Here is a 19521-nt window from a genome sequence, read left to right as displayed (position 1 = left end):
ACAAGTTTCTTTGGTGATCACACATTTTGTGTACACCATCAATCCCTGTGGGAGCGGGCTTGCTCGCGAAGAGGCCCGGTCAGACGATGAAGATCAAACCGCCAACAGCCGCTCGCGAAGTTTGGCAATCTCATCGCGCATCTGCGCCGCCGCCTCAAACTCCAGATCCCGCGCCAGTTGATACATCTTCTCTTCCAGCGCCCGAATGCGCTTGGTGATTTCGCTCGGCGAGCGCAGTTCGGCTTCGTACTTGGCGCTTTCTTCGGCAGCCTTGGCCATGCCCTTGCGCTTCTTGCTGCGCGAGCCGGGCACGGTGGCGCCTTCCATGATGTCGGCGACGTCCTTGAACACACCCTTCGGGGTGATTCCGTTTTCCAGGTTGAAGGCGATCTGCTTATCGCGACGACGCTCGGTCTCGCCAATCGCCCGCTCCATCGAGCCAGTGATGCGATCGGCGTAGAGAATCGCCCGGCCATTGAGGTTCCGCGCCGCCCGGCCGATGGTCTGGATCAGCGAGCGCTCGGAACGCAGGAAGCCTTCCTTATCCGCGTCGAGAATCGCCACCAGCGACACTTCCGGCATGTCCAGACCTTCACGCAGCAGGTTGATCCCCACCAGCACATCGAAGGTGCCCAGACGCAGATCACGAATGATCTCGACCCGCTCGACCGTGTCGATGTCCGAGTGCAGATAACGCACGCGCACACCGTGGTCGGCGAGGTAATCGGTGAGGTCTTCGGCCATGCGTTTGGTCAGCGTGGTGACCAGCACCCGCTCCTCGACCGCCACGCGTTTGGTGATTTCCGAGAGCAAGTCGTCAACCTGGGTCAGCGCCGGGCGCACTTCAACCTGCGGGTCGACCAGACCGGTCGGACGCACCACTTGCTCGACCACGCGCCCGGCATGCTCGGCCTCGTAGTTGCCCGGGGTCGCCGAGACGAAAATCGTCTGCGGGCTCACCCCTTCCCACTCGTCAAAACGCATCGGCCGGTTGTCCAGTGCCGAAGGCAAGCGGAAGCCGTATTCGACCAGGGTTTCCTTACGCGAACGGTCACCCTTATACATCGCGCCGACTTGCGGCACGCTGACGTGGGATTCGTCGATCACCAGCAAGGCGTCGGCCGGCAGATAGTCATACAGCGTCGGCGGCGCGGCACCGGCCGGGCGCCCGGACAGGTAGCGCGAGTAGTTTTCGATGCCGTTGCAGTAACCCAGTTCGAGGATCATTTCCAGGTCGAAACGGGTGCGCTGTTCAAGGCGCTGGGCCTCGACCAGTTTGTTGTTGCTGCGCAGGTATTCGAGGCGCTCCTGCAACTCGACTTTGATGTGCTCGATGGCGTCGAGCAGGGTCTCGCGCGGCGTCACGTAGTGACTCTTCGGGTAAAACGTGAAGCGCGGCATCTTGCGGATGACTTCGCCGGTCAGCGGGTCGAACGCGGAAATGCTCTCGACCTCGTCATCGAACAGCTCGATGCGGATCGCTTCCAGATCGGATTCCGCCGGATAGATGTCGATCACATCGCCGCGCACCCGGAACGTCGCCCGGGCAAAATCCATGTCGTTGCGGGTGTATTGCAGATCGGCCAGACGCCGCAGCAAGGCGCGCTGATCGAGTTTGTCACCGCGATCGACGTGCAGCACCATCTTCAAATAGGTTTCCGGGCTACCCAGACCGTAGATGCACGACACCGTGGTGACGATGATCGCGTCTTTGCGCTCGAGCAACGCCTTGGTCGCGGACAGGCGCATCTGCTCGATGTGGTCGTTGATCGACGCGTCCTTCTCGATGAAGGTGTCGGACGACGGCACATAGGCTTCGGGCTGGTAGTAGTCGTAGTAGGAAACGAAATACTCGACCGCGTTGTTCGGGAAGAACGCCTTGAACTCGCCATACAGCTGCGCGGCAAGAGTCTTGTTCGGCGCCAGCACCAGGGTCGGGCGCTGAACCTGCGAGATGACATTGGCGATGCTGAAGGTCTTGCCCGAGCCGGTCACACCGAGCAGCGTCTGGTGCGCCAGCCCAGCCTCGATGCCCTCCACCAATTGGCGGATGGCTTCAGGCTGATCGCCGGCGGGCTCGAAGCGGGTGACTAGCTGGAATTCGGACATACACACCTCTGGGATCGCGGCTCGCGCAGAAAACAGCCGAGCCACGGGGATGACCGCAAACGACCGTTGTCGCCCAAGGAAAAACGAAGATTGTGCTCAATGTGGAGCCGATTGCCTCGCCTTTCAAGGCAAACGTCCTACATCCGGTAAAGTCTCTGACAGAGTCAATCGACTAACGGTCAAGAAATAATCGGAAAAACTTGCCTGAAAAGCTTAATCGCCTGTCGCCATTGCTCAGTGATGGCCTCTATACTAGCTCCCCGTTTGTGCACCGCTCTAGTGCATTCGGCTGGAGCGCGACACGTCCCTCCACTCTCCATTCAGAGCCGCCGTAATAATGAGCCTGTTCTCCGCTGTCGAAATGGCACCCCGCGATCCAATCCTGGGCCTCAACGAAGCATTCAACGCCGATACCCGGACCACCAAGGTCAACCTGGGTGTAGGTGTTTACTGCAACGAAGAGGGGCGAATTCCCCTGCTGCGCGCGGTGATCGAAGCCGAAACCATTCGCGCTGCTCAGCACGCCTCCCGTGGCTACCTGCCGATCGACGGCATCGCGGCCTACGACCAGGCGGTGCAAAAGCTGCTGTTCGGTAACGACTCGCCGCTGATCGCTGCCGGTCGCATCGTCACCACTCAGGCTGTCGGCGGTACCGGCGCACTGAAAATCGGTGCCGACTTCCTCAAGCAACTGCTGCCGAACGCCGTCGTGGCGATCAGCGACCCGAGCTGGGAAAACCACCGCGCGCTGTTCGAAACCGCTGGTTTCCCGGTGCAGAACTACCGTTACTACGACGCCGCCACCCACGACGTGAACCGTGCCGGCATGCTCGAAGACCTCAACGCCCTGCCGAACGGCTCGATCGTGGTGCTGCACGCCTGCTGCCACAACCCGACCGGCGTCGACCTGAGCCCGGCTGACTGGAAAAACGTTCTGGAAGCGGTCAAGGCCAAAGGTCACGTGCCGTTCCTCGACATGGCTTACCAGGGTTTCGGCGACGGCATCGACGAAGACGCGGCGGCTGTGCGCCTGTTCGCTGAATCGGGCCTGACTTTCTTCGTCTCGAGTTCGTTCTCCAAGTCGTTCTCGCTGTACGGCGAGCGCGTTGGCGCCCTGTCGATCGTCAGCGAATCGAAAGAAGAAAGCGCGCGCGTGCTGTCGCAGGTCAAGCGTGTGATCCGCACCAACTACTCCAACCCGCCGACCCACGGTGCAAGCATCGTCGCCGCCGTGCTGAACAGCCCGGAACTGCGCGCGCAGTGGGAAGCGGAACTGGCAGAAATGCGTCTGCGCATTCGCGGCATGCGCGAGCAGATGGTTGCTCTGCTGGCCGAGAAAGCCCCGCAGCGTGACTTCAGCTTCGTCGGCCGTCAGCGCGGCATGTTCTCCTACTCCGGCCTGACCACCGAACAGGTGCACCGCCTGCGTAACGAGTTCGGCATCTACGCCCTGGACACCGGCCGCATCTGCGTCGCGGCACTGAACCAGAGCAACATCAAAGCGGTCACGGATGCGATCGTTCAGGTCATCTGATTGCGCCTGGCAATGAAAAACGGGAAGCCTTGGGGCTTCCCGTTTTTTATTTGTCCGAAGGAATGCAACATTCCCTCTAAACTGCACACAAATCTGAATTGTGGGAGCGGGCTTGCTCGCGAAAGCGGTGTATCAGCCAAAGATCATGGCGACTGACCCGACGCTTTCGCGAGCAAGCCCGCTCCCACAGGTTTCGTATATATCCAGGAATTCTGTGAGAACCCAAATGAAAAACGACAACCTGCGCGCCGACCGAGACGATCTGGATGACTTCATCCCTCGCACCACGGCCAAGCGCGACAAGAGCCTGGTGCTGCAAGTCGCAGCGGGCGTGTTCCTTGGTGGCCTGGCCTTGTGGCTGGTGCAACTGGCCGCCACCGCGGCTTATGCCAAGCTGATGCTCGGCACCATCACTTTCGGCGGTTAAGCCAGTTCCGTCGCACGTTGACTGGCTGCGTCGTCATAGGCGACGTACAGCGATTCGGCGATCTGGCTTTTGATTGCCTTGGTGCTTTCCAGGCCGAGCACGAAACCTTCGGCCTTGCCGCCGGCGCGGTTCAACTCCTCAGCGGTGCTGGCCTGGGTAATCGCGTCGAAGAGTTTCTCGGCGTGCGGGCCGACGCCTTTGGGCAGGCTGATTTGCGCGATGCTCATACGAACACCTCGCGTGAAGGAGAAATCAGAACGGTTTGAATCATGGCGCGTACCTTTTGGCGAATGGCCGGCAGCGCGTGTGACCACTTCCGGGCAGCCATGGTAGACCTGTGAGGCGGTTCTGGTAATCGCTAATCGCTGACAAAGCACCGTCCGTCCTGCTCAAACCAGAAATTTTATATCCCGTGCTTGACTTCTCTTTTTGAATCAGTAACATACGCACCAATTCCGCAATAGCTCAGTTGGTAGAGCAAATGACTGTTAATCATTGGGTCCCTGGTTCGAGTCCAGGTTGTGGAGCCAAATAGCAAAGCCCCTGAATCGAAAGATTCAGGGGCTTTTTTGTGGGCGATGGAAAATCTGCTGCGAAACGAAAAGGGCCGATCTGTCTCACAACAGATCGGCCCTTTTCATGCATTCAGCGATCAGACGTGTTCGCTGCTCTTCACTTGGGGCTTCGGCGTACCGTGACCGTGGTCATGATCGGCATCGACCTCGATCACCGGCACTTCCTTGCCATCGCAATCATGCAGCTTGCCGTCGCTGAAGTAATCGCCTTCACGCAGCGCCGCCAGGTCGCGATAACGCAGGGTGCGCTCTTCTGCAGCGGCGAACACCGACTGCTGATCCGAGTTGCCGGCAGTGAAGTGGTTGAAGGTCAGGTTCAGCACAATCGCCATGATCGCCGACGAGCTGATGCCCGAGTGGAAAATGGTCGCGAACCAGCTCGGGAAATGATCGTAGAAGTTCGGTGCGGCAATCGGGATCATGCCGAAGCCGATCGAGGTGGCGACGATGATCAGGTTGACGTTGTTGCGGTAATCGACCTTCGACAGCGTGCGAATCCCGCTCGCCGCCACCGTCCCGAACAGCACGATACCGGCGCCGCCCAGCACCGAAGTCGGCACCGCCGCGATCACCCGGCCCATGAACGGCAGCAGGCCGAGAATCACCAGAAAGATCCCCCCGGTGGCCACCACATAACGGCTCTTGATCCCGGTCACCGCCACCAGCCCGACGTTCTGCGCGAACGCGCTCTGAGTGAACGAACCGAAGATCGGCGCAAACATGCTCGACAGCATGTCCGCGCGCAGGCCGTTGCCCAGGCGTTTGGAGTCGACTTTGGTGCCGATGATCTCACCGACCGCGAGAATGTCCGCCGAGGTTTCCACCAGGGTCACCATGACCACGATGCACATCGACAGGATCGCGGCGAAGTGGAAGGTCGGCATGCCGAAGTGAAACGGCGTCGGAAAGCCGAACATCGGCCCTTGGGCGACACCGGAGAAATCCGCCATGCCGAGGAACACCGCGAGAATCGTGCCGATCACCATGGCCAACAGGATCGACAGACGCGAGATGGTCGAGCTGCCGACCTTGCTCAACAGCAACACCAGCACCAGCGTCACCGCCGCCAGACCGATGTTCTGCATGCTGCCGAAGTCCGGCGCATGGCTGTTGCCACCCATGGCCCAACGCGCGGCCACCGGCATCAGCGTCAGACCGATGGTAGTGATCACGATGCCGGTTACCAGCGGTGGGAAAAACTTGGTGATTCGCGAGAACACCGGGGTGATCAGCAAGCCGATCAACGACGCGGCAATCACCGCGCCCAGCACAGACTGGAAGCCGCCCTCCCCGCCACTGCTGACGATCGCGACCATGGTCGCCACACCGGAGAACGACACACCCTGCACCAGCGGCAACTGACAGCCAAAAAACGGTAGACCCAGGGTTTGCAGCAGTGTCGCCAGCCCCCCCGCAAACAATGAAGCAGCAATCAACAAACCAATGTCCGCCGGCGACAGCCCGGCCGCCTGGCCGATGATCAGCGGCACCGCAACGATACCGCCGTACATGGTCAGAACATGTTGCAGGCCGTAAGCCATATTCGCGCCGACCCCGAGATTTTCGTCCTCGGGCCGTTGGTGTGAAACATGGGGCGTTTTCATGTGGGGGGTTCCCTGGTTTTTGTTATGCGCACACTGTATTCAATACTCGTGACAAATGTCCATAGAGTTGTATACAACTTATCGGTCACATAATGGATAGGTAGCCACCCAAGCTTCTATCTCGCCCCCCCCATCTCCCACAAATCCGGCAACACATCCCCTCCTGCCCCCGGTTTTTATCGCACTAGGCTGAAGTGTTCATGGCGACCAGCGGTGTATCGGCGCTGTTTTTTATACATATAAAGTATGCATAATGAAGTCATTCGAAATTCAGTACGACAAAAGCAAGAACGCAGCCAACAAACTCAAGCATAGAGGCGTCAGCCTTGCCGAGACCGAGCCGGTCTTTCATGACGAACGCGCGCTGACGATCGAGGACAACGACCATGACGAACAGCGCTGGATCACCCTCGGTCTCGATGGCAAAGGACGTTTGCTGGTGGTTGCGTACAGTTATCGCGAAGCCAACGTCGTACGAATCATTTCTGCACGTGTCGCCACACCGAGCGAGCGTTGCGCTTATTTTCTGGAGGCTTGAACGATGAAAGACGAATACGACTTCTCGCAGGGCAAACGCGGAGCCTTGGCGCCCACCAAGGGCAAGACCCGCATCACCATCATGCTCGATGACGCGGTCATCGAAGCTGCCCGCAGCGTGGCGGAAAACGAAGGGTTCGGTTATCAGACCGTGATCAATAACACCCTGCGCCATGCCCTGCTGGAGGCTGGCAGCAAAAAGCAGGAAGCCGAGCCGCCCCACTCCGGGCAATTCAAGAAAGGCATCACCGCCGCCGACCTCAAGAGTCTGGAAAAAAAGCTGTCGGCGGCGGTCGGGGAAATCCGCCGGGTACTGGAACCGGAGGCCAAGCCCTGAGATCAGGCCGGTACGAGCATCCTCGCCAGCGACTGGCGCACATGCGGCTGGTCAGGCACGCGCAGGCCGAATTCCTGCTCCAGCACTTCAAGCAGTTCAGCGACATCCGCCACCTCGCGTCGCTCGCTGGCGGCGCCCATATGATGAATCGCGAAACTGCTGTTGTTCAGGGTCCGGCGCCAGCCATCGCCGGTGCGCGCAACCATCAGCCGCTGAGCAAACGGTGATTCCGGATGAGTCGATACGTACCAGTTGCCGAGGGTGTAATCGATGTCTTCCTGGCGTTGCAGATCAAACAGGTACATCGCGCGCCATTCACCGGCGACATTGGCGCGCAGCATGTAGCCATCGGCCTGTTTCTCGATGCGATAGGACTCGTGCGGCGTCGCCTGTTCAGCCTCGGTATCAAGCAGCAGCGGCGCGGTCGGCACCATACCGCCAAAGCCGACGTCGGTGATGTAGCGCTCGCCATTGATGATTACCAGGCTCAAGCGATGGGTACGCGCCGTCCACGTGCCTTCGGGCTGCGCCAGCACAACACGCCCGGAGATGCCACGGGCGTCGAAGCCCAGCTCCAGCAATAACGCCAGAAACAGATTGTTCAGTTCGTAGCAGTAACCGCCACGGCCACCGTGGAGAACCTTTTGTTCGACCGACGCCAGATCGATCAGCACCGGTGCACCCGTGATCGTCGAAAGATTCTCGAAGGGAAAGATGCCGGTATGGCGCAACTGCAACTGCCGCAGGGTTTCCAGCGTCGGTGCCGGTGGGGCATCGAAGCCCAGGTGTTGCAGGTACAACGTCGGATTCGCCAGACGTGGCTCGCTCATTGCTCAGTCCTTTTGCATGTGGCCGCGGATCGTTGCGCCGCTGGCCGACATGTATACGGGATCGGGCGCCGATTCCGACAATTGATTTCGCCAATCAACGTTACCGACGTTTGCGCGAACCGATGCGAATCCAGGTCGGCGCATGGTCGCTGGCGTGCGGTTCGTTGCGCACCCAGGCGTCTACCCCGGCCTCATGCAAGTACGGACTGAGTGCCGGGTTGAGCAGCAGATGATCGATGCGCAGACCAGAGTTGGTTTGCCAATGCTGACGGAAGTAATCCCAGAACGTGTAGAGGCGATCGTCGGGATACAGATGGCGCAGCGAATCAGTCCAGCCCTGATCAAGCAGCCGTTGATAACACTCGCGGCTTTCGGGTTGCAGCAGCGCGTCCTTGAGCCACGAGCGGGTGTTGTAGATGTCCATGTCGGTGGGCACCACGTTGTAATCGCCAGCGAGCACCACCGGATGATCGCTGCTTTGCAGATCCTTGGCGTAGCGGATCAAGCGCTCGAACCAGGCCAGTTTGTAGTCGAACTTCGGCCCCGGCTGCGGGTTGCCGTTAGGCAGGTACAGGCAGCCGACCAATATCCCGTGCACCGCCGCTTCCAGATAACGACTGTGCTTGTCCTCGGGATCGCCCGGCAGGCCGCGGCGGCTCTCCAGCGGTTGCGCATCACGGGCGAGGATCGCCACCCCGTTCCATGACGCCTGACCGTGCCAGATCGCGCCATAACCGGCGGCTTCAAGTTCAGCTACCGGAAACGCACTGTCGACTAACTTGAGTTCCTGCAGGCACGCGATGTCCGGTTGTTCGCGCTTGAGCCACTCCAGCAGGTTCGGCAAGCGTGCGCGTAGGCCGTTGACGTTGAACGTGGCGATCCGCAGGTTTTTCATCGTCCAGACTCCGGCGACAAGGTGTGAAAATTGTGACTCTGTAGCGGCGACGGTGGTTGCATCGGATCAACCGGCTGCGGCGTAATAGGCGCTCGCCACTGCCCCAAACTGCCGAGACCTGCTCCCATGCTCACCACGCTGCAAGGCCCGCGCATCCTCCTGCGCCCGCTTCAGTACATCGACGCCGACGCCCTGCTCCAGGCCGCCGCTGACGGCGAACTGTGGAACCTCACCGTCACCGTGGTGCCTTCGGCGAGCACCATCGACAGCTACCTGAAGAAGGCCCTGGACGGCCGCGACGCCGGCACGGTCATGCCGTTTGTGATTGTGTTGAAGGATAGCGGCGAAGTCATCGGCTCGACCCGGTTCTGGAAGATCGACCCGCTCAATCGCAAGCTGGAAATCGGCAGCAGCTGGATTTCGGAGCGCTGGCAGAAATCCTTCGTCAACACCGAAGCCAAATACCTGATGTTGCGCCACGCCTTCGAGGTGCTCGACAGCGTGCGAGTGCAGTTCACCACCGACGAGAACAACCAGAAGTCGCGCAACGCGATTCTGCACCTCGGAGCGCAACAGGAAGGCATCGTGCGCCACGAGCGGATCATGCCGGATGGGCGCAAGCGCAACTCGGTGCGCTTCAGCATCATCGATGACGAGTGGCCGCAGGTGCGGCAGGTGCTGGAGCAGAAACTGGCGGACGACCGACAATGAGGCTGAACAACCGCTCGTCAGCCAATCGGCACCAACGGGCAAAAGTGTAAGACCAAAGTCAGGTAACCGACCCCTTTTGGAGACGTACCATGACTACACGCACACTCACCTCGTTGTTGCTCGCCGGCCTGCTCGCCGCCACCTCGGCTGCCAGCTTCGCGGCGAACGACAGTTCTGGCACATCGAGTACCAACCCCGACGTCAACAAAAGCACGCCTAAGCCGCCGGACAACACCCCGGGTGCGCCTGCCGGCAGTAACGGCGCTGGTAGCCCTGGTTCTGGCAATGGCACCGGCACCAACGGCGGCGCCATGGGTTCGGGCTCCGGCGCGGGCGGCGGCACAGGCGCGGCCGGGGGTGGAACCGGCGGCGCGGGCGGTGGCTCGGGCAGCTGAACGAACCGCCGTTACGGCTGGTAATAGGACCTGTGTGTGAGGGGGCTGGCTCCCTCACCCCTGTTGAAGCGTCAAAACCTCAGCGATCCGAGCGCATCAATTCGGCAAAACCGGTATCCAGCGACAACACCGCAGCGCGGTTGCGTCCGGCATTTTTCGCCTGATACAACGCCGCGTCAGCACGCTGGATAAACACCTCCAGGCTGTCATTGCCGCTGGGAATAAACGAGTAACAGCCCAGACTTACCGTCAGATATCCGGTCGGCGAGCCGCTGTGGGTGATGCGTTTGTCCATCACGCTGCGGCGGATCTGCCCGGCAATCGCCAGCGCGCCGTTGATGTCGGTGTCCGGCAACAGCACCGCAAACTCCTCACCACCGTAACGCACCGCCAGGTCAGACTTGCGCTGGGTACAATTTTTCAGCACCTGCGCCACCTGCGTCAGGCAATGATCGCCCGCCACATGACCGTAGGCATCGTTGTAGCGCTTGAAGAAATCGATATCGAGCATGATCAGACCGACCGGACTCGACTGGCGTGCGCCGCGGGCAAATTCGATCTCCAGCGAACGCTCGAACAGCCGCCGGTTTGCCAGCCCTGTCAGGCTGTCGTGGGTAGCGATCTGCTCCAGTGCCCGCTGCGCCTTGCGCAGGTTTTTCTCGATACGCTCGCCGTCGCGCACCTGATGAATGAACACCCAGCCGAACAGGCCGACGCCAAGAATCACCAGCGCCACAATCACGCTGGACTGAAAGGCCCGCTCATACCAACCCTTGAGAATCGTATCGCGCGATGACGCCGCCGCGACCACCAGCGGATACGACGCCAATTGCCGGTAGCCGTACAGACGCACCACGCCATCGACCACCGACTTGATCATCGCGGTACCGGCCGGGGCTTCGGGCAGCAGCTTCTGGTAAATCCTGCCTTTGGCCAGCGACGAACCGATCAGGCCTTCGTCGAACGGCCGCCGCGCCAGCAACGTGCCGTCCTTGAGGCCGAGAAACATGATGCCGTTGTCATCGAGGCTGAAGCTTTTGAAGAACCGGTCGAAGTACGCCATCTTGATCCCGGCCATCAGCACGCCCTGGAAATTGCCGGCGCGGTCGTTGATGCGTTTCGAGATCGGGATGATCCACTCGCCATTCTCGCGGCTGCGAATCGCCGGGCCGATGTGCGCCACGGAGGAAACGTTCTGCTGGTGAAACTTGAAGTACTCGCGGTCGGCCACACCATTGCCACGGGGCAGATCCGTAAATGACGTGATCACCCACTGACCGTCGCGATCGAACAGGAACATGCCGTGCAACTGTTCCAGTTGTTGCACCCGACGCGCGAAGGTTTTTTGCAGACGTGGTCGTTGCGCGGCGCCGTAACCATCGTCCTCGACCCAATCGACCAGGCTGGTGAGCACCAGATCGGCGGCCAGAAACGTGTCTTCGGCCTGCTGCGCCATGGCCCGGGTCAGGTTGGAAGAAGCGATCTGCGCGCTCGCGAGATCCTGGCGTCGGGTCTGCTCAAGTTGCAGATAAAGCAAGCCGGACAGGCACAGGCACACCGCAACGATGAACAGCGCTGCCGCCTTGCGCAGCGGCAGGCGTTTAAGCGTGCCGGGAGTCTGATGCAGATCGTGAATGGGGATTGGCAAAAACGTGTCCTGGGCAGGTACGACAGGGGCCGCAGCCCGAAACCCTTACTTTTCGTGAGCGTAGCCCACAGGGATGCGCACAGCAAACCCGCCGCGCCAACACATGCCCGCCCCGTTGTATCGGCGCGCGAGGGATTTGGATGACCTCCGCACGTCGATTTATTTTCAGTTGTGGTTTTGCGGGTGATCGCCCTCGCGTATCTGCGTAGGGCAATCGCGCAGTGCACCGATGACGGCTATCGGGGTTTGTTGATTTCCCGCAGCAAATCCGCAACCGGCAGGTTCATGGTGTTTGAGTAGTAGGGTTTGTAGCCGTACGCGGTGACGACGACTTTGCAGGGGATTTGTTGTTTACCAAGCAGAAGGGCATTCAATTCCTGTACTGAGAGATCCTCTTGCGAAGTACCGTTATTTTGGGTCTGTCGCAAAAAAGCACTCGTCATATAGTTGAATTTACCGCCTGCCTGACTGGTTTCTTCCACCTCAATCAGTCCGTAAGCCGAGTACCTGAATCGGTTAGTGATGGAAAAATTCTGATCATCACCAAGCGGACACTCAAACATCGTCGACGCTGCGCCCTTCCCCATACCTCTTCCGAACAAATCCAAAAGATTTACATCCGAGTCGTAATGAATTTTGTAAAGCAGACCAATACTTTCCCTTTCCACTGACAGAAAGTTGAGATTCGCAGGAGGCACTGTGTGATCTTTGGCACATGACGAGCACAATATGGCTAACAGAAGAACAGACAATCTTTTCATCAGCGATTGCTCTCTCGAATTGACTCGAACATCAAATCACTTGCCGATTTTCCTTCAACGACAGGTCGGGTAAACATCGCTGGAGCATTAGCGTGGTTCGTATCCATGGTGACATTAATGTCAGGCCCGCACAGCACTTGCCATTTTTCCCCGAAATCCGCCACCGAGTCGGACTGGTCTGGCTTGGAAGGCATAGCTTTAATGTTTACCCAGAAATCAGCCATCGGTGTTGGCTTATCTCCGTAGATATCGGATCCCAGCCACACCAAAGTACCTTCACCTACGGGGTCGAGCGTAACGAGCATGTTGATCCTGTAACCCCACTCCGACATTACACTGGTCAAATGCGCGCCGTTCCATCCCCCAAGGCTGTGTCCGACAATGTAGATTGGACAAGACTTGTAGGGAATTATGTTGAGAACATTTTTTTGGATGTCCTTCTTTCCCCGAACCTCGTTATACCCAAGCCATTGGGATTTATATTTTCCTAGTTTGGTCAGGTCCAGATTACGTTTGTCGAAACCGGTCATGGCCTGGTTCACGTTCCCGAACGGCCCCGAAAAATAATAACTTTCCTTATCCCCTGCGCCGCCAATAAAAAACACAATCGCCTTGGTACTCTCCACCGGCACAGGCTTGTCACTGACATCCTTCTTATCCGTCAGCGCATGTTCCTTGTGCAGCTTGTAATTGTTGCCTTTCGCGCACGTTACTGTTTCAGCGGCCATGCCTCACTCCTCCAAAAACAGCTTGATGGTTTCAGGCAGGTGCGAGCTGACTTCGTGGGTGAACCCGTTAGCGTCAGACACCCCGTGTTCCAGACGCCCGTCTGCACGCTGGATCACGTAGGGATGATTGATCATGGGCTCACCGGTCACGTCATTGACCAGTTTCAACTTGTCTGTGAAATGCACCGGCATTGGCAGCAGACCACTGAAAGGCGCCGCTGTTACTGTGTCACCGATGATAACCGTGCCTGACCCACCAATGACCACATTGCCGTGCCCCCCGGTGCTGTCCAGGGTCGCGGCGTTTAAGCCATTGATAAAAACTGTTGAGGAAACGCCGCCAGTAATGGGGCTACCGCATGCTGATTTATCAGTCATTCGTGCAGCCGCCAAGCCGTCGAAATTCACATTCGGCGAGCCACTGGCGATCGGATTAGTGCCATGCCCCGGGAGTGGGCAGGCGGTTGGGTCGGTGACGCGGGCGGCGGGTTTTCCGCTCATGAACAGCTCCTTGCAGTGTTGCGGGTCATCCTTTGGGGGGCGCAAGCATGCGTGAATTTTCCGGGTGCTTCAAACCTTCAGGCAAAAAAAAGGCGCCTGCTTGGGCGCCCTTTCCTGTTCGTGAAACCGCTCACATCAACGCGATGGCGGTACCCGAATATCCCCCGCCCGGCACTGGGTCTTCACGCCCTTGCCGCACGCGCCGAACTGCAGATCCTTGCCCATGCACACCCGCACTTCCGAGAGTTCCGGGCCGCTGCAGATCACCGCGATGCCATCCGCCGGGATCCCCGGGTTGGCCTTGCGGAACAGGTCGGCGATTTCCTGGGCTTCGAAGTAGTACGAGGAACTGAACGGTTGCAGCTCTTGCGGGATTTTCACCGCGCCGACCGCTTTGTCCGCTTCGTCCAGATAACCCATCGCGCCCAGGCCGCTGCAGGTGCCGTGCTTGGACCATTCGTGGTCAAGCAGTTTCTTGGTCGGGAACAGCGTCAGGCCTTTGGTCGTTTCCGCCGCCGACAACGTGGTCAGCGGTGGGCAGGACTCCGGCCAGCCGCCATTGGCGTATTGCGGCCACAGACCATGCAGCACGAAACCGTAGCCCTTGCCGGAACATTGCACGTCGTCCTTGTGTGTCAGGCAAAAGGTCGGCGACCAGGACAGCGTCAGCAGGTAGTAATCGAACTGCCCCGCCACCGCTTCCGTTTGCACCTTGCTGGCGTTCGACTGACGCGCCGAACTGAGGCCGATGCTACCGACCGTCAGCGCAATCACTGCCAAAATTGTAAACAGCTTTTTCATCTACCCGCTCCTTGGGACGCCTGCGTCCGTGGTTTTCGATCCTGACCAGACTTGGCCAGCGCTGATTTCGACATGCTTGTGTTGCAAGCGCATGACGCAAGGCAACGCCGTACGCCGTTGAAAGGTCTACGATTAACAGGCAGACATCAAACCAAGGGATCCGAAATGAGTAAAGCAGACGAACTCGCCGCCAAACTCAAGCAAACACGGCACACCCATGCGGATGCCGCGCTGGAGATCGATTGCTGGCCGGCGCAGGTCTACGATCTGTACCACCGCATCGAGGGCTGGCTGCAGCCAGTCACCGAAGTCGGCCTGAAAATCCGCCGCAATCCGACCCACGTTTGCGAAAGCTCACCCGATGGCGACAGCCACGATTACGCGATCGACCAACTGGTGATCGAAGCCAATCAACAAACCCTGACATTTGATCCCATCGCCCGGTTTACCGAGGACGGCGCCGGCCGCGTACAGATCACCCTGCCCGAGCGCAACACTTATCTGCTGCGCACCGTCGATGAACATCACGAAAGCCATTGGTGGTTGCAAACGGTGGAAACCGGTCAGGAGCTGGATGCGATTGCCCTGACGGAGAACAACCTGTTGCAGGTGGTGCAGGAAGGTCTGGCCCTCTGACCGCGAGCTACCCATAGGGATCAGCGCCGGGAACGTGTTTAACTTCTCACTCCGATCCCTTTGAAGCCCGACAGATATGCCCATCAATAAAAAACTGCTCTTGCTCGGTTCATTGCTCGCACTGAATTTTAGCGCTCAGGCCGCCGAGCAACCGTCACACCTCGACACCGTCCAGCAACAAGGCCAACTGCGCGTCTGCACCACTGGCGACTACAAGCCCTACACCTTCAAACGCAGCGACGGCGACTTCGAGGGTATCGACATCGCCATGGCGCGCTCGCTGGCCGACAGCCTCGGGGTGAAAGTCGAGTGGGTGCAAACCACCTGGAAAACCCTGATGCCGGACATGCAGGCCGGCAAGTGCGACATCGGCATGGGCGGCATTTCGGTGACGCTGGAGCGGCAGAAGAAAGCCTACTTCAGCAACACCCTCGACAGCGACGGCAAGATCCCGCTGGTGCGTTGTGCCGATCAGTCCAAGTACCAGACCATCGAACAGATCAACCAGCCCAACGTACGCCTGGTTGAACCGGCGGGCGGCACCAACGAAGCCTTCGTCCACGCCTTCCTGCCCAAGGCGCAACTGGCGCTGCACGACAACGTGACGATCTTCCAGCAACTGCTCGATAACAAGGCCGACGTGATGATCACCGACGCCTCGGAAGCGCTGTATCAGCAGAAACTCAAACCGGGTTTGTGCGCGGTGAATCCGCACCAGTACATGCAGTACGGCGAAAAGGCCTATCTGCTGCCGCGCGATGACATCAGCTGGAAACTGTACGTGGACCAGTGGCTGCACCTGAGCAAAGTCACTGGCAGTTATCAGAAGGTCATTGGTGAGTGGCTGGCGCTGCCGCAGTAATCTTCCAGGCACAAACATTTGTGGCGAGGGAGCTTGCTCCCGCTGGGCTGCGCAGCAGACCTTCTTTTTGGGGGGCGCTGCGCGCCCCAGCGGGAGCAAGCTCCCTCGCCACAGGCTCAGCCTCGATTTTGATCAATCGTCGTGCAACATCCCGGAGCTGTACTGGTTCAAGCTGCTACCAATACTGTTACCACCGAATTTGAGGGTCGTTGCATTTGTGCGACCCTCCGGCGATTGGCAATCCGAGGAGAAACAACTGGTGGTGGTCAGCCCACCGGAGCCCGAACAGGCACTCAATACCGAGACAGCTGCAGCGATCAACAGCACTTTGACGACATTGGTGCGCATGGTACGGCTCCCCTTGGGATGATCTTGTGCAAGCATCGTAGGCCTTCGCCGCACCCGGCAAGATGAAACTTTGCCGATCGACAGCACGGGTTCAGGTTCGCCTCAAATCGGCTGCCACGCCTGCGCAGGAATCTGCGCCATCGCCTCAAACGCCGGTTTGGCGAACCAGAAACCCTGCATCAGATAAATCCCGCAATCGGCGAGAAAATCCCGCTCCTCGGGGTGCTCGATGCCCTCGGCAATCACCTCGACGCCCAACTCGGCACACATGCCCACCACGCCACGCACAATCGCCTGGCGTACGCGGTCGCGATGGATATCGCGAATCAGCGCCATGTCCAGTTTGATCAGGTCCGGCTGAAAGTCCGCCAGCAGATTCAGCCCGGAATACCCCGCACCGAAGTCATCAATGGCGGTCTTGAACCCGAACTCGCGGTATTCGCGCAAGATGTTCATCAAGTGTTTGTTGCTTTCGACGTGCTCGCCCTCGACCGCTTCGAAGATCAGTCGATCAAGCGGGAACGCATGTGCGCGGGCCGCCTCCAGCGTGCTGCGAATGCACATGTCCGGGCGATACACCGCGTTGGGCAGGAAATTGATCGAGAGAAACCCGGTGAGCCCCAACTGCGCAGCCGTGGAGATCGCACGCACGCGGCACAGTTGATCGAAGCGATAGCGGTTCTGGTCATCGACCTGCTCCAGCACCGACAGCGCACCCTCGCCCTGCACGCCCCGGACCAACGCCTCGTGGGCGAAGGTCGATTGATCACGCACATCCACAATCGGCTGGAAAGCAAAGGAGAACGCCATATCGGCCTCGCCTTTTTGCCGGCATCCTTGGCACCCCCCGCTGGGCTGGGGGAAAACGGGAATATTGGTCATGACGCCCCCTGAGAGCGGGTTGTAACCTTCCATGGCCCAGAAAATAACAGCACGGACCGGATGGCCGCCGCTCGGCGGCCCCCACTTATACACGCTGACCGGTCAGGCCAGCCCAAGTTCATCTCAAAACGCCATCAGATTCGAAAATGCGATGTCATGCGCTGCAGGTCCTGCCCCAGCGACGCCAGTTCAATAGTCGCGGCAGCACTTTCTTCGCTGGCGACGGCCGACTGATCGGCCACATCGCGCACACTGACGATGCTGCGATTAATCTCATCGGCCACCGCGCTTTGCTGCTCGGCGGCGGCGGAAATCTGCAGGCTCATTTGCTGGATCGTGCCGATCGAATGGTTGATCTCGGTAATCGCCTGCTCGGCCTTCTGCGCCAGCACCACGGTGTCCAGGGTGCGCTCGCGGCTGGATGTCATCAGTGTAGATGCCGCTTGCGTGCCCTGTTGCAGGGTGACAATCAGCGCTTCGATTTCCTTGGTCGAATCCTGCGTGCGCTGCGCCAGCGACCGCACTTCATCGGCAACCACCGCAAAACCACGGCCCTGCTCTCCCGCCCGCGCCGCTTCAATCGCCGCGTTCAGCGCCAGTAAGTTGGTCTGCTCGGCGACTGCCTTGATCACATCGATGACCTTGCCGATCTGCTCACTGTCCTGGGACAGCACGTTCATCGCCGCACCCAAGTCTTCGATCGCCACCGACAATTCGCTGATCTGCACGGTCGCCTGCTTGACCACCGCACTGCCGTGACGCGCCTGCTGATCGGCCAGGGTCGCAGCGGCGGATGCGTCCGTGGTATTGCGCGCCACCTCCTGCACCGTCGAAGCCATTTCGTGCATCGCCGTGGCGACCTGATCCACCTCGACTTTCTGCTGACGCACACCGGCGCTGGTCTGCTCGCTCATCGCCGAGAGCTTCTCTGCCGACGTCGAAATATGCGTGACACCGTTACCGATCCCCTGCACCAGCGTGTTCAGGCTTTGCGCCATGTCCTGCATCGCGTTTTGCAGATCGCCCAACTCATCCTTGCGGCTGGATTTGGCTTGCACCGTCAGATCGCCCTTGGCAATCCGTCGCGCCAGTTCCACCGTCAGCGCCAGCGGCCCGGTGATCTGCCGCGAGATCAGCACCGAAGCAAACAGACCGACCACCAGCGCCAGCACCGTCAGCACTGCAATCTGTATAAACGCACGCTGTTGATCGTCCCGCGCCAGACGTTGCTGAGTGTCCATCAGGCCGGTCATGATGCTGTCCATCGCCTGGCTCTGCTGATCCACCTGCTGACGCAGGCTCTGCTTCTGCTCGAACAGCGCGGCGACCTCGACCAGCACCTCACGATAACGGCGCATGCCGGCCTGCGCCTCTTCAAGCTGACTCGACAGGGCCGCCGGCAAACCGCTGCGCGCCTTACTCATGTCGGCCAGAAACGCATCGGTGGTGTCCAGCAGCACCTTCTTGTTGGCCTCGCTCGGCACAGCGATATAACGCCGCAACATCAGCCGAAACATCGTCATGCCATTGCGCAGATCCGCCACGGTGCGCAAGTCCGCCACCCGCGCGCTATCAGCAGACGCCAGCGCACTGGCCGTGGTGCTCTCGAACATCCTGTTGAAGGTCTCGGCGTACTTGTCCGACATCGCCCCCAGCGGTTTCAACGCATCGCTGGTCGCCTTGTCCGCCTCGATCAAGCGCTTGACCCGCTGATCGTAAGCCAACGTGGTGTCCTGCAACTGCTTCAAGGCCTGCTGGTTTTCCGCCCGCGTCAGGGTCTGCAGCGCCTTGGCGATCAGCCCCTGCAACACCGTCAGCTGCGACTGATAAGACTCGGCAAACGCCGCATCCGCCGCCGCTTCGTACTGCTTCTCCGACAGCCGCATGTCCTGCGACGCATCGTTGAGCGTGCCGATCAGACGCGTTGTGTCCAGGCGATCCACCAGCACATTACTGCTGCTATAGCCAATGAAGGCCACCGCCCCCACCGCCAGCAAAAGAACGCCAAACCCGGCCCCCAACTTTCGGGAAACCTTGATGTTGCCCAGGAAATTCGATGCTTCTGCCATGTTCAGCCTCTAACGCCCTGACGCGATTCAGCGTCAGGCACAAAAAGTAGATCTCTGATAACCGGAGTTACCACTCATATTCGGGGTCGTCGTCCTGGGCGAAATACGGGCAGCTTCCACTGACCCGGCTGCAAATAGCCGATGCGAAAACCGTTTTGACGGCCCACGCACCGGCGGACAAATCCAGGACTCAAGCTGGATTTATCGTTTCAGCAAAGGTGTTGGGAACGGATGCTATAAACTTTGGGAAAAGTTGTACAACTTTATATTTTTGTACAAGCAGTGAACTTTTTCGTGCGCATGATGACGCATTGCCATCATTCTTTGTGGC

General features: G+C 59.3%; 21 protein-coding genes, 1 tRNA gene and 1 pseudogene. 9 read left to right on the top strand and 14 right to left on the bottom strand.

The window, feature by feature from the left end; genetic code table 11:
- Positions 1-93: 93 nt before the first annotated feature.
- Positions 94-2109, bottom strand: a complete 2016-nt coding sequence (uvrB, locus tag NTD85_RS19680) for an excinuclease ABC subunit UvrB (RefSeq protein ID WP_003226454.1) — start codon at positions 2107-2109, stop codon at positions 94-96.
- A gap of 337 nt (positions 2110-2446) precedes the next feature.
- Between uvrB and NTD85_RS19675 the strand changes: the two genes are divergently transcribed.
- The gene (locus tag NTD85_RS19675; protein WP_262142984.1) at positions 2447-3643 is read left to right on the top strand and encodes an amino acid aminotransferase; all 1197 of its coding nucleotides are present in this window, start codon (positions 2447-2449) and stop codon (positions 3641-3643) included.
- 226 nt (positions 3644-3869) lie between these two features.
- Positions 3870-4070 (top strand): hypothetical protein, encoded by a 201-nt coding sequence (locus tag NTD85_RS19670; RefSeq protein WP_003226457.1) that lies wholly within the window; start codon positions 3870-3872, stop codon positions 4068-4070.
- Here the strand turns inward: NTD85_RS19670 and NTD85_RS19665 are convergent.
- Positions 4067-4297: a hypothetical protein gene (locus NTD85_RS19665; RefSeq protein ID WP_007943502.1), complete on the bottom strand. Its 231-nt coding sequence runs from the start codon at positions 4295-4297 to the stop codon at positions 4067-4069. The genes NTD85_RS19670 and NTD85_RS19665 overlap by 4 nt on opposite strands.
- Before the next feature lie 227 nt (positions 4298-4524).
- On the opposite strand from NTD85_RS19665, the gene NTD85_RS19660 reads away from it, so the two are divergent.
- Positions 4525-4600 (top strand) — tRNA-Asn (locus tag NTD85_RS19660).
- A 122-nt stretch (positions 4601-4722) separates the two neighbouring features.
- Here NTD85_RS19660 and NTD85_RS19655 read toward each other — a convergent pair.
- Positions 4723-6249 carry a nucleobase:cation symporter-2 family protein gene (locus NTD85_RS19655; RefSeq protein ID WP_262142983.1) on the bottom strand — a complete coding sequence of 509 codons (1527 nt, stop codon included), beginning with the start codon at positions 6247-6249 and terminating at the stop codon, positions 4723-4725.
- A gap of 253 nt (positions 6250-6502) precedes the next feature.
- Between NTD85_RS19655 and NTD85_RS19650 the strand changes: the two genes are divergently transcribed.
- Both NTD85_RS19650 and NTD85_RS19645 read left to right on the top strand, forming a co-directional pair.
- Entirely contained in the window at positions 6503-6787 is a 285-nt protein-coding gene (locus NTD85_RS19650) for a BrnT family toxin (RefSeq protein ID WP_095668807.1), read from the top strand.
- Between the two features lie 3 nt (positions 6788-6790).
- Positions 6791-7123, top strand: coding sequence for a BrnA antitoxin family protein (locus NTD85_RS19645; protein ID WP_262142982.1), 333 nt, complete (start codon positions 6791-6793; stop codon positions 7121-7123).
- Positions 7124-7125: 2 nt separating this feature from the next.
- Here NTD85_RS19645 and NTD85_RS19640 read toward each other — a convergent pair whose 3' ends face one another.
- Both NTD85_RS19640 and xth read right to left on the bottom strand, forming a co-directional pair.
- Positions 7126-7953, bottom strand: a complete 828-nt coding sequence (locus tag NTD85_RS19640; protein WP_262142981.1) for an arylamine N-acetyltransferase family protein — start codon at positions 7951-7953, stop codon at positions 7126-7128.
- A gap of 100 nt (positions 7954-8053) precedes the next feature.
- Entirely contained in the window at positions 8054-8848 is a 795-nt protein-coding gene (gene xth, locus NTD85_RS19635) for an exodeoxyribonuclease III (protein WP_262142980.1), read from the bottom strand.
- A 126-nt stretch (positions 8849-8974) separates the two neighbouring features.
- On the opposite strand from xth, the gene NTD85_RS19630 reads away from it, so the two are divergent.
- Positions 8975-9559 carry a GNAT family N-acetyltransferase gene (locus NTD85_RS19630; protein ID WP_262142979.1) on the top strand — a complete coding sequence of 195 codons (585 nt, stop codon included), beginning with the start codon at positions 8975-8977 and terminating at the stop codon, positions 9557-9559.
- An 89-nt stretch (positions 9560-9648) separates the two neighbouring features.
- The gene (locus tag NTD85_RS19625) at positions 9649-9954 is read left to right on the top strand and encodes a hypothetical protein (RefSeq protein ID WP_003226473.1); all 306 of its coding nucleotides are present in this window, start codon (positions 9649-9651) and stop codon (positions 9952-9954) included.
- A 79-nt stretch (positions 9955-10033) separates the two neighbouring features.
- Here the strand turns inward: NTD85_RS19625 and NTD85_RS19620 are convergent, their stop codons facing one another.
- The 5 genes from NTD85_RS19620 to NTD85_RS19600 form a co-directional block, all read right to left on the bottom strand.
- The gene (locus tag NTD85_RS19620; protein ID WP_262142978.1) at positions 10034-11602 is read right to left on the bottom strand and encodes a sensor domain-containing diguanylate cyclase; all 1569 of its coding nucleotides are present in this window, start codon (positions 11600-11602) and stop codon (positions 10034-10036) included.
- 236 nt (positions 11603-11838) lie between these two features.
- Entirely contained in the window at positions 11839-12363 is a 525-nt protein-coding gene (locus NTD85_RS19615) for a hypothetical protein (protein WP_201137114.1), read from the bottom strand.
- The gene (locus tag NTD85_RS19610; RefSeq protein WP_262142977.1) at positions 12363-13091 is read right to left on the bottom strand and encodes an alpha/beta hydrolase; all 729 of its coding nucleotides are present in this window, start codon (positions 13089-13091) and stop codon (positions 12363-12365) included. The genes NTD85_RS19615 and NTD85_RS19610 overlap by 1 nt, the downstream gene beginning before the upstream one ends.
- A 3-nt stretch (positions 13092-13094) precedes the next feature.
- Entirely contained in the window at positions 13095-13592 is a 498-nt protein-coding gene (locus NTD85_RS19605) for a PAAR domain-containing protein (RefSeq protein WP_003226482.1), read from the bottom strand.
- Between the two features lie 135 nt (positions 13593-13727).
- Positions 13728-14393, bottom strand: a complete 666-nt coding sequence (locus tag NTD85_RS19600) for a ribonuclease T2 (RefSeq protein WP_103520379.1) — start codon at positions 14391-14393, stop codon at positions 13728-13730.
- A gap of 165 nt (positions 14394-14558) precedes the next feature.
- Between NTD85_RS19600 and NTD85_RS19595 the strand changes: the two genes are divergently transcribed.
- Positions 14559-15029, top strand: coding sequence for a hypothetical protein (locus tag NTD85_RS19595; RefSeq protein WP_262142976.1), 471 nt, complete (start codon positions 14559-14561; stop codon positions 15027-15029).
- 76 nt (positions 15030-15105) lie between these two features.
- The gene (locus NTD85_RS19590; RefSeq protein WP_262142975.1) at positions 15106-15891 is read left to right on the top strand and encodes a transporter substrate-binding domain-containing protein; all 786 of its coding nucleotides are present in this window, start codon (positions 15106-15108) and stop codon (positions 15889-15891) included.
- 132 nt (positions 15892-16023) lie between these two features.
- Here the strand turns inward: NTD85_RS19590 and NTD85_RS19585 are convergent, their stop codons facing one another.
- The 4 genes and pseudogenes from NTD85_RS19585 to NTD85_RS27785 all read right to left on the bottom strand — a co-directional run.
- A complete protein-coding gene (locus NTD85_RS19585; protein WP_081794889.1) occupies positions 16024-16239 on the bottom strand; it encodes a hypothetical protein in 216 nt (71 codons plus the stop codon).
- 102 nt (positions 16240-16341) lie between these two features.
- Positions 16342-17121: an EAL domain-containing protein gene (locus NTD85_RS19580; protein WP_045122551.1), complete on the bottom strand. Its 780-nt coding sequence runs from the start codon at positions 17119-17121 to the stop codon at positions 16342-16344.
- A gap of 134 nt (positions 17122-17255) precedes the next feature.
- Positions 17256-18035: a methyl-accepting chemotaxis protein gene (locus tag NTD85_RS27790; RefSeq protein ID WP_410017543.1), complete on the bottom strand. Its 780-nt coding sequence runs from the start codon at positions 18033-18035 to the stop codon at positions 17256-17258.
- Between the two features lie 78 nt (positions 18036-18113).
- Positions 18114-19190, bottom strand: a pseudogene (locus NTD85_RS27785) (methyl-accepting chemotaxis protein); the annotation flags it as partial.
- Positions 19191-19521 lie beyond the last annotated feature (331 nt).

The organism is Pseudomonas sp. 13B_3.2_Bac1, assembly GCF_025466205.1.
Lineage (GTDB): Bacteria > Pseudomonadota > Gammaproteobacteria > Pseudomonadales > Pseudomonadaceae > Aquipseudomonas > Aquipseudomonas fluorescens_H.
This window is presented reverse-complemented; position numbering and strand designations above follow the sequence as displayed.

Excerpts from the sequence above, each read along its gene's own strand:
- NTD85_RS19675 (WP_262142984.1), top strand. The coding sequence starts at position 2,447 with ATGAGCCTGTTCTCCGCTGTCGAAATGGCACCCCGCGATCCAATCCTG.
- NTD85_RS19650 (WP_095668807.1), top strand. The coding sequence starts at position 6,503 with ATGAAGTCATTCGAAATTCAGTACGACAAAAGCAAGAACGCAGCCAAC.
- NTD85_RS27790 (WP_410017543.1), bottom strand. The coding sequence starts at position 18,035 with ATGAGCGAGCAGACCAGCGCCGGTGTGCGTCAGCAGAAAGTCGAGGTG.
- uvrB (WP_003226454.1), bottom strand. The coding sequence starts at position 2,109 with ATGTCCGAATTCCAGCTAGTCACCCGCTTCGAGCCCGCCGGCGATCAG.
- NTD85_RS19600 (WP_103520379.1), bottom strand. The coding sequence starts at position 14,393 with ATGAAAAAGCTGTTTACAATTTTGGCAGTGATTGCGCTGACGGTCGGT.
- NTD85_RS19665 (WP_007943502.1), bottom strand. The coding sequence starts at position 4,297 with ATGAGCATCGCGCAAATCAGCCTGCCCAAAGGCGTCGGCCCGCACGCC.
- NTD85_RS19610 (WP_262142977.1), bottom strand. The coding sequence starts at position 13,091 with ATGGCCGCTGAAACAGTAACGTGCGCGAAAGGCAACAATTACAAGCTG.
- NTD85_RS19595 (WP_262142976.1), top strand. The coding sequence starts at position 14,559 with ATGAGTAAAGCAGACGAACTCGCCGCCAAACTCAAGCAAACACGGCAC.
- NTD85_RS19645 (WP_262142982.1), top strand. The coding sequence starts at position 6,791 with ATGAAAGACGAATACGACTTCTCGCAGGGCAAACGCGGAGCCTTGGCG.
- NTD85_RS19590 (WP_262142975.1), top strand. The coding sequence starts at position 15,106 with ATGCCCATCAATAAAAAACTGCTCTTGCTCGGTTCATTGCTCGCACTG.
- NTD85_RS19630 (WP_262142979.1), top strand. The coding sequence starts at position 8,975 with ATGCTCACCACGCTGCAAGGCCCGCGCATCCTCCTGCGCCCGCTTCAG.
- xth (WP_262142980.1), bottom strand. The coding sequence starts at position 8,848 with ATGAAAAACCTGCGGATCGCCACGTTCAACGTCAACGGCCTACGCGCA.
- NTD85_RS19580 (WP_045122551.1), bottom strand. The coding sequence starts at position 17,121 with ATGACCAATATTCCCGTTTTCCCCCAGCCCAGCGGGGGGTGCCAAGGA.
- NTD85_RS19655 (WP_262142983.1), bottom strand. The coding sequence starts at position 6,249 with ATGAAAACGCCCCATGTTTCACACCAACGGCCCGAGGACGAAAATCTC.
- NTD85_RS19670 (WP_003226457.1), top strand. The coding sequence starts at position 3,870 with ATGAAAAACGACAACCTGCGCGCCGACCGAGACGATCTGGATGACTTC.
- NTD85_RS19625 (WP_003226473.1), top strand. The coding sequence starts at position 9,649 with ATGACTACACGCACACTCACCTCGTTGTTGCTCGCCGGCCTGCTCGCC.
- NTD85_RS19615 (WP_201137114.1), bottom strand. The coding sequence starts at position 12,363 with ATGAAAAGATTGTCTGTTCTTCTGTTAGCCATATTGTGCTCGTCATGT.
- NTD85_RS19605 (WP_003226482.1), bottom strand. The coding sequence starts at position 13,592 with ATGAGCGGAAAACCCGCCGCCCGCGTCACCGACCCAACCGCCTGCCCA.
- NTD85_RS19640 (WP_262142981.1), bottom strand. The coding sequence starts at position 7,953 with ATGAGCGAGCCACGTCTGGCGAATCCGACGTTGTACCTGCAACACCTG.
- NTD85_RS19585 (WP_081794889.1), bottom strand. The coding sequence starts at position 16,239 with ATGCGCACCAATGTCGTCAAAGTGCTGTTGATCGCTGCAGCTGTCTCG.